This is a genomic window from Deltaproteobacteria bacterium, assembly GCA_019308925.1.
In the GTDB taxonomy this organism is placed as follows: Bacteria; Desulfobacterota; B13-G15; order B13-G15; family RBG-16-54-18; genus JAFDHG01.
The window spans coordinates 1-7,439 of record JAFDHG010000088.1; the positions used below are offsets into that span (position 1 = coordinate 1).

At 50.3% G+C, this 7,439-nt stretch carries 9 protein-coding genes and 1 pseudogene; 7 read left to right on the top strand and 3 right to left on the bottom strand.

Annotated features, from left to right (window positions below):
- From JRI46_11735 to JRI46_11745, 3 genes are all read left to right on the top strand, one after another.
- The coding region (locus tag JRI46_11735; protein MBW2040236.1) for a hypothetical protein at window positions 1–178 on the top strand (178 nt) is incomplete at its 5' end.
- Between the two features lie 26 nt (window positions 179–204).
- Entirely contained in the window at window positions 205–1,212 is a 1,008-nt protein-coding gene (pdxA, locus tag JRI46_11740) for a 4-hydroxythreonine-4-phosphate dehydrogenase PdxA (GenBank protein ID MBW2040237.1), read from the top strand.
- Window positions 1,213–1,215: 3 nt separating this feature from the next.
- Window positions 1,216–1,572, top strand: a complete 357-nt coding sequence (locus JRI46_11745) for a sulfite exporter TauE/SafE family protein (protein MBW2040238.1) — start codon at window positions 1,216–1,218, stop codon at window positions 1,570–1,572.
- Window positions 1,573–1,582: 10 nt separating this feature from the next.
- On the opposite strand, the gene JRI46_11750 is transcribed toward JRI46_11745, so the two are convergent.
- The 3 genes from JRI46_11750 to JRI46_11760 all read right to left on the bottom strand — a co-directional run bounded on the left by JRI46_11750 (window position 1,583) and on the right by JRI46_11760 (window position 3,525).
- A complete protein-coding gene (locus JRI46_11750) occupies window positions 1,583–2,110 on the bottom strand; it encodes a peptidoglycan-binding protein (protein ID MBW2040239.1) in 528 nt (175 codons plus the stop codon).
- Between the two features lie 67 nt (window positions 2,111–2,177).
- Window positions 2,178–3,362: a radical SAM protein gene (locus JRI46_11755; GenBank protein ID MBW2040240.1), complete on the bottom strand. Its 1,185-nt coding sequence runs from the start codon at window positions 3,360–3,362 to the stop codon at window positions 2,178–2,180.
- Window positions 3,328–3,525 (bottom strand): hypothetical protein, encoded by a 198-nt coding sequence (locus JRI46_11760; GenBank protein MBW2040241.1) that lies wholly within the window; start codon window positions 3,523–3,525, stop codon window positions 3,328–3,330. The genes JRI46_11755 and JRI46_11760 overlap by 35 nt, the downstream gene beginning before the upstream one ends.
- A 604-nt stretch (window positions 3,526–4,129) precedes the next feature.
- Between JRI46_11760 and JRI46_11765 the strand changes: the two are divergent.
- The 4 genes and pseudogenes from JRI46_11765 to JRI46_11780 all read left to right on the top strand — a co-directional run.
- Window positions 4,130–4,600 (top strand): annotated as a pseudogene (locus JRI46_11765) (DedA family protein).
- 70 nt (window positions 4,601–4,670) lie between these two features.
- Complete coding sequence (locus tag JRI46_11770; protein ID MBW2040242.1) at window positions 4,671–6,290, top strand: glycosyltransferase family 39 protein; 1,620 nt, start codon at window positions 4,671–4,673, stop codon at window positions 6,288–6,290.
- A 254-nt stretch (window positions 6,291–6,544) separates the two neighbouring features.
- Entirely contained in the window at window positions 6,545–7,255 is a 711-nt protein-coding gene (locus JRI46_11775; protein ID MBW2040243.1) for a glycosyltransferase family 2 protein, read from the top strand.
- 44 nt (window positions 7,256–7,299) lie between these two features.
- The coding region (locus tag JRI46_11780; GenBank protein MBW2040244.1) for a lipid-A-disaccharide synthase N-terminal domain-containing protein at window positions 7,300–7,439 on the top strand (140 nt) is incomplete at its 3' end.

The following is a 7,439-nucleotide window of genomic DNA, read 5'->3' on the forward strand; positions in this document are numbered from 1 at the left end:
GTCTTCCCAGGGGCTCCATCTCCTCAAGGTGGCGGAGAAGAGAGAGGGGGCGGCCATACCATATGAAGAGATAAAGGAACGAATTATGGAAGACTACTATCGGGAAGAGGTGCAAAGGCTATATGCCAAGTGGCTGGAGGATCTGAGAGATCGCTCAAATGTGGAGGTCAAGCTTTAAATCTCCTTTTTGACCTTGTTCATGAGATGCCCTCCCCAATTATTGCCATAACCATGGGTGACCCCGCAGGTATAGGGCCGGAGATCATTGTCAAGGCCTTAGTTGAAAGGGATATCTTCGCTAAGTGTAGGCCCCTGGTATTAGGGGATGAGAAGATCTTCTCTTATACCATCCAGTGGATGAAGGCCCCTTTGGCGATAAAGAGGATAAGGGGGCCTGAGGAAGGGGAGTTTATCCCGGGGATCTTGAACCTCATAGTTCTGACCGACCTCTCCCTTGATGAGGTCCCCTTGGGCATGCCCCAGAGAGAGAGGGGGGAGGCGGCCTATAGATATATTGAGAGGGGGGTGGAGATGGCCCAGGCGGGCATTGTTGACGCCATGGTGACTGCCCCCATCAGCAAGGAGGCCCTAAATTATGCCGGACATCCCTTCCCTGGCCACACAGAGCTCCTGGCGGCCATGACCGGGGCAGAGGATTATGTGATGATGTTGGCCGGCCCCAGGTTGCGCGTGGCCCTGGTGACTATTCATCTCCCCCTCCGAGAGGTTTCCCCTTCCCTGACCATAGGGAGGGTCAAGAGGACCATAGTGACTACCTTTCAAGGGCTGATGGAGTATTTTGGGATCAGGTCCCCTAAGTTGGCTGTGGCGGCCCTCAATCCCCATGCTGGAGAAGGAGGGCTCTTCGGTTCCGAGGAGGGTGAGGTCATTTTACCTGCCATTGAGGAGTGCCGCCGAGAGGGTATCAAGGTAGATGGTCCCCTTCCCTCAGACTCTCTCTTCTTCCACGCCGCTCAGGGGGGGTATGATGCGGTCGTATCCATGTACCATGACCAAGGTTTGATACCCCTCAAGCTGCTCCATTTCAGGGAGGGTGTGAACATTACCCTGGGGTTACCCATCATCAGGACCTCTGTTGATCACGGGACAGGATATGATATAGCTGGCCAGGGGGTGGCTGATCCCACCAGCCTCATCAATGCCATCAAGGTGGCGGCGGAGATGGCCACGGCAAAGAGAGGCAGGAGGTAGGAGATGCATAATTGGGTTATCTTCTTGTTTATAGGTCTGTTAATCGGAACGGCCGGGGGGTTCACCGGCCTGGGAGGTGGGTTTCTTCTCATTCCCATCCTCCTCTTTATGGGTTTCGAGGCCCAGAGGGCCGTAGGGACATCCTTCGCGGTGATCCTTATGATCTCCATCTCCGCCCTTTTTGCACATAGCAAGCTGCAAAACGTGGACTACAGATTGGGGATCCTCCTCGGTCTGGGGGGGATCATCGGCGCCCAAATAGGGGCGAGGTTGGTGGAACTGGTCCCCACGGCTACCTTTAAACGGATCTTCGCCGTTATCTTGGTCCTTATCGCCTTGAGGATCTTTTTTCAGAGATAGTAGACTTTTTTTAAGGCTTTAACTTTAATAGTTCCCAGGTGGCCGCATCTACCACCCCATCAGGCTTCAACCCGTGTTCCCTTTTGAACTCGACGATGGCGGCCCAGGTCTCTCTGTTCCATACGCCATTTACCGCCCCATCGTAATATCCCCTCGTCTTTAATGCCCTTTGGATCTCTATGAGGGGTACATCCACCTTGATCATCACACAGGCGCCACCTGGAGGACAAGTAGGGTTACAGTAAGGTGAACAATGAGGTGCACAGGTGGGGCCACAATGGGGCGCACAGGGGTAGCAAGTGGGGCCGCAGGGTGAACAGGTTGGGCTGCAGGGTGCACATCTCGGGCCACAGGGGGCACAGGTACGGGGGCGCGGAGGACAAGGGACGCATCTCCGGGCCACATCAGTGCCGGAGGCGGATGCGATCTCCGGGGGTTCAAAAAGTCTTTTGAAGCCGAACCACAACCCAGTGTAGAGACCAGCCAGGTACCTCAAAGAGGTCTTGATAAAACTCCTTCGGCTCTCTTTAGCATCCATATCCTCCTCCTTGGTATTTCTGACCTTTCCTTTTTTTAAACGATTTTGCAGAAAATTTCAAGAAAAATTACTTCTTTCTCCACAATCCGCGATATGGGTCATAGAGGCATCGGGGGGGCTTGGCATAGAGGCCTCCCTTTTGGGTATATGCCAAAGGGCGACAATCATGGCACGCGTATCGATATTCACAATCCTGACACACCTCCACCTGCTCCTTGGTCAAGCCCCAGAACTCCTTTAACCTGTTGTCCTGCAGGATGTCTTCCAACCCCTTTTCCAGGACATTTCCTATTACAAGGTCTCGGGCGAATATGCAAGGGATTACCTCCCCTGCCGCAGTTATGGCCAACTTTCCACCCCAACAACTGTTAAATCGTTTGTTGAAATAAAAGGAATACTTATCGGTCCAGAACTTGGCCTCGGTCATCTGGCCGGAAAATTCCTGTGGGAGATTGAAGGGCTGTATCTCACGAGAACACCCCCTTCCCGTGGGTCTGACGGGGTCAGGCATCTTATAATCCACCCCCATCCTTTGCAGGAAGTCCACCGTTGCAGAGAGCTCATCCTGATTGTGCCTCATGGCGATAACGGCCACCCGGACGGGAATGCCGCTATCCCTGAGGCGGGTTATGGCCGCCACTGTCTTGGCGTGGCTTCCCTTCGCCCCTGTGATCAGATCGTGGGTATGGGGGTTAAAAGAATAAAGGGTGGTAGCAATATAAATCCCTCTCTCCCTCAAGAAGGAGATGCTTTCCTTTTTGAAGAGGGTAAGATTGCTGAATATCTCGACGAAAATAAATCCTTGGCTGATGGCAAAATCGACCAATTCGAAGAGGTCCTTCCTCAAAAGAGGTTCACCGCCGATGAACTGGATTTGAGAACAACCGAGACCCCTTGCCTGGAGGATGATCGACTTCCACCCTTCTTCGTTCATCCTGTCGGGCCCTGGGGAGGAGAGGCAATCACCGTAGCAGTGGAGGCAGGAGAGATTGCACTTGGAGGTCACCTCAAGCCAGACAAATTGTAGCTTTGCGTCAGGACCCTCTTCTTCGGGTTCTTCTCTGGGCGGGAAGGGGGCATCAGAGGTCTCCAGAATCCCCAGATCGATCAACTTACCTAGAAATCCCCGGTGTCGTTTCTTTACCACCCCCTTCTCAGCGGACACCAAGACCTTGTGGGCTGAGCGGTTGAGGGAGTAGACCTTCCCCTCTGTAAGGTCATATAATGCGCTTCTGGTTGCCCCTTCTACCAAGATACAATCTTCTTTCAGACGGACGTATTCCACCCTTCCCCTTTATGCCCAGGAGTTTTTTTGCCACAAGATCGATGGCCCTGTCCGGGTCCAACTCCAAGATCGCCATGATATCAAACTCACCGCTGATTACGTATACCTCCCCTACCTCCTCTCTTTGCAATTCACCTTAACAGATAGAAATGATAGCTGTCAATTTTGAAAATTAGACCTCGCGGTGATAGGCCTTATTTTGAGAAGACCCCCTCGACTTGTAAAATAGTGGAAAGTCTGTTTTAATGATTTTCGGAAAAGGGGGTGGGGAGACAGCCAAACCGTAAGATTTCCCTCTGGGCCAGCAAGAGCATCGCCGGCTTCGGTTTCCTAATCATAGGTTTTACGGATGCTTAGAAGGTTGAGAGATTTGGATTGGACATTGGGGATAGATACCGTTCTTATGCGTTTGTTGAACCTCCAGTGTGCAAACCCCTTTTTTAACCGTGTGATATCCCTCTTTTCTGATATCGAGAAGTGGAAGGTCCCTATTTTTTTCTGTTGCTTTTTATCGTGATCAAAGAGCGCCGTAAGGGGGTCCTCATAGTGGCTGGCCTTGGATTGGCCATCCTTTAAAAGATGATCCGATTGTCGTGTTCTTTTAAGGCCTAGATCTGGTTTTTTTCTTTGAGGTCTATGCAAGGATTCTGACGGAGTGAAATGTGATTTCTGAGACCGCTTTTTGGCTTGTCCACACCGTAGGCCAGCTCGGCTACCAAGGTATAGTCCTTTTGATGTTTTTGGAATTCTCCTTTTTCCCCTTTCCCATGGAGGTGGTCATTCCACCAGCAGGCTACTTGGCGGCAAGAGGCGAAATGAACCTATGGATGGTGATCTCAATGGGGATATTGGGAAGCCTCCTTGGTGTCCTTTTCAACTACTGGCTGTCTCTAAATTTTGGCAGGCCCTTCTTCGAGAGGTACGGACGTTATCTATTGATAAGCAAAAGGTCCCTTGATAAGGCAGAGGGTTTCTTTGGCGAACATGGTCATATCACCACCTTTGTGGGGAGGCTTTTGCCGGGGGTCCGGCAGTACATCTCCCTTCCCGCCGGGGTGGCACGGATGAACCTGGCTTTGTTCTGTTTTTTTACAGGACTGGGGGCTGGCATATGGGTGGTGATCTTGGCCTTGGTGGGTTATTGGGTGGGAAACAATCAGGTCCTCATCGCGGCTTATTTGCATCCTTTAACCATTGCTCTTATAGCCCTGAGCGGTCTGTATATATCTGTAAGCTCAGATTACGAAGACACAATTCTTAGTAAGGGGAAAAGAGATGAGAAAAGCAGTAGTCTATCTTCTTGTAATCGTTGCCTTCGGAGGCGTCCTCTTTTTCTACAATCTAGGAGGGTGGGACCTCTGGAACCCAGACGAACCCCGTTACGCCCAGGTCGCAAAGGAGATGCTTTCTGGTCAGGGGTGGCTTGTTCCCCACTTAAACAGTGCCGTCTACTTCGAAAAACCCCCTTTTTTCTTCTGGTCGATCGCCGCAGCCGCAAAGCTACTGGGGGCAATGAATGAATCTGCTGCCCGCCTCCCCTCCGCTATCTTTGCCGTACTCACCTTGATACTCACGTTTTTTATGGGCAAAAGGCTCTTTAATGAGAAGGTAGGTCTCTTTGCCGCCTTGATCCTGGCAACCAACGTAGAATTTTTCTGGCTCGGCCGCAGGGGCGGCATAGATGTTACGCTGACCTTTTTCACCACGGCGGCCATTTTTCTCTTCTACGTGGGTTTTTATCTACAGAGAGGACGGTGGGCCTTTTACTCCTTGGCCTATTGTGCCATGGCTCTAGGGGTGTTGATTAAGGCGCAGGTGGCAGTGATCGTCCCTCTTTTGGTGGTAGGAGGCTATTTCCTCATACAGAGGGAGTTTACATTCTTTAAAGACCGCTCTCACCTTCCCGGATTGGTTCTTTTCCTGACTGTCATAGGGGGATGGATCGTGCTGACTTCTCTCTCTGGAGGAAAAGATTACGTTACGGGACTCCTGTATCATCGGACTACTTTACGATTTTTCCAAGGACCATCCCATCAAAGGCCGATTTATTACTACCTTGCGAGGTTCCCCGGAGACTTTCTGCCCTGGACCATTTTTCTTCCTTCAGCCTTGATCTACGGTCTTTCAGCAAAAGGTCGCAAACGCGAGTTCCTTCCCCCCTTTTTCTGGTTTTTGGTGATATTTGTTTCGTTTAGCCTTTCCAAAGGCAAGCGTGAGATCTACCTTTTACCCCTCTACCCCGCAGTCGCCCTAATGGTTGGATATCTATGGAATGAACTTTCTCTGAGCGCAGAAGGTGCGGAAAAGAAGCTGCTCACAGTGCCCCTCTTTACCATGATCATCATATCAGTCCTTGCAGCCATAGGCCTACCCATTATGGTGGCCTTGAAAGGTCCCCGCTATCTGGAACATCCCTGGGAGATAGGTGTGGTCTTAGGTTTCATCTTGGGTGCAGGGGCGTTACTATGTTCCCTTGCTCAACGCTATCGCCGCCTAGATCTCCCATTTTATTTAATCGTCGCTATGATGTTTGCCCTTGGCCTTTATTCTACGGCCCGCATATTCCCGGAGATCAACCCATACAAGTCTGCCCGTCCTATCTCTCAGGCAATCGTCAGTATCATGAGACCAGGAGATCAGCTTGGGGTCTATAGACTTCAAGGATCGGAGTATAACTACTATACCGGGCTAGAAAAAATCACAAGGGCCGAAACCGAGGAACAACTGAACGATTTTCTCCGTTCGCCTCAGAGGATTTTTTGCATTATGCGGAAAAGACACTATGAAAGACTGAAGGGAGGTTCCACCCTTCAGTTCTATATGGTCCTCAAGAGACAAGTGGGACACAGATGTTTGGTCGTCATCAGCAACCGCAATACGGACAAGAAAATGTAAGAGGTAAGAACCCTTGCTAAACCTCATGCAAATAGAAAATGGTAAGTAATATCATTCAGTTAACTGCATGGAAGAAACATCCCCGCAGTCAGTGGATCTTCCTTGAACACTTTTTTGGGGATTGAAAAAATTGGAAAATGGGTTTGTAATGAAGGGAATGGGCCGCTACAGAATTTCAACTAAGAATGGGATTGACTCGTAATGAATCTTTTTTGTGAAAATTGACACCAAATTTGTTTATACGGACATTCTCGATGGACATCTCTATTGTGATACCTGTCTATAATGAGGAAGAAAGCCTCAGGCCCCTTATTTCTGAATTGGGGGGTGTATTGAATGGATTGGACAGATCCTATGAGATCATCTTCGTGGATGACGGGAGTCAAGATCGGAGCTTTGAGATATTGAAGGAGGCTGCTTCATTGGATCCAAAGATAAGGGCAATCCGCTTCAAGGAGAACAAGGGGCAGACAGCGGCCTTCGATGCCGGTTTTAAGGCCGCCCAAGGGGATATTGTGGTGACCATGGATGCCGATCTACAAAACGACCCCCAAGACATATCGCCTCTTTTGGGAAAGATAGGGGAGTTCGATGTAGTATGTGGATGGAGGCACAAGAGAAAAGATCCGTGGATAAAGATTGCATCCTCTAACATAGCCAACCGCGTAAGGAATAAGCTGAGCCAAGAGGATATCGTCGATACAGGCTGCTCCCTGAAGGCATACAGGAGGGAGTGTCTGGAAAGATTGAAGCTCTTTAACGGCATGCACCGATTCCTCCCCACCCTCATGAAGATGGAGGGCTTCAAGGTAACCCAGATCAAGGTAAACCACCGGCCGCGAAGGTTCGGTAAGACAAAATACAACATCAGGAACAGGATCATCAGGAGTTTTATTGATCTTTTGGCCGTCCGCTGGATGAAGAGACGGCGTCTAGACTACGAGATAGAGGAGGTCATCAGGTGAATGCATGGTTGATCGTCGGCTTTGGGGGGCAAGTCTGCTTTTTTATGAGGTTCCTGATCCAGTGGGTTGTCTCGGAGAAGAAGGGAAAAAGCGTCATCCCCATCTACTTTTGGTACCTCAGCCTTCTAGGAGGTTTGACCCTCTTGACCTATGCAATCCATATCAAAGATCCCGTCTTCATCGT

Bases quoted from the DNA above. Each gene is read 5' to 3' on its own strand.
- pdxA (MBW2040237.1), top strand. From the start codon at position 205: ATGCCCTCCCCAATTATTGCCATAACCATGGGTGACCCCGCAGGTATA.
- JRI46_11745 (MBW2040238.1), top strand. From the start codon at position 1,216: ATGCATAATTGGGTTATCTTCTTGTTTATAGGTCTGTTAATCGGAACG.
- JRI46_11750 (MBW2040239.1), bottom strand. From the start codon at position 2,110: ATGGATGCTAAAGAGAGCCGAAGGAGTTTTATCAAGACCTCTTTGAGG.
- JRI46_11770 (MBW2040242.1), top strand. From the start codon at position 4,671: ATGAGAAAAGCAGTAGTCTATCTTCTTGTAATCGTTGCCTTCGGAGGC.
- JRI46_11775 (MBW2040243.1), top strand. From the start codon at position 6,545: ATGGACATCTCTATTGTGATACCTGTCTATAATGAGGAAGAAAGCCTC.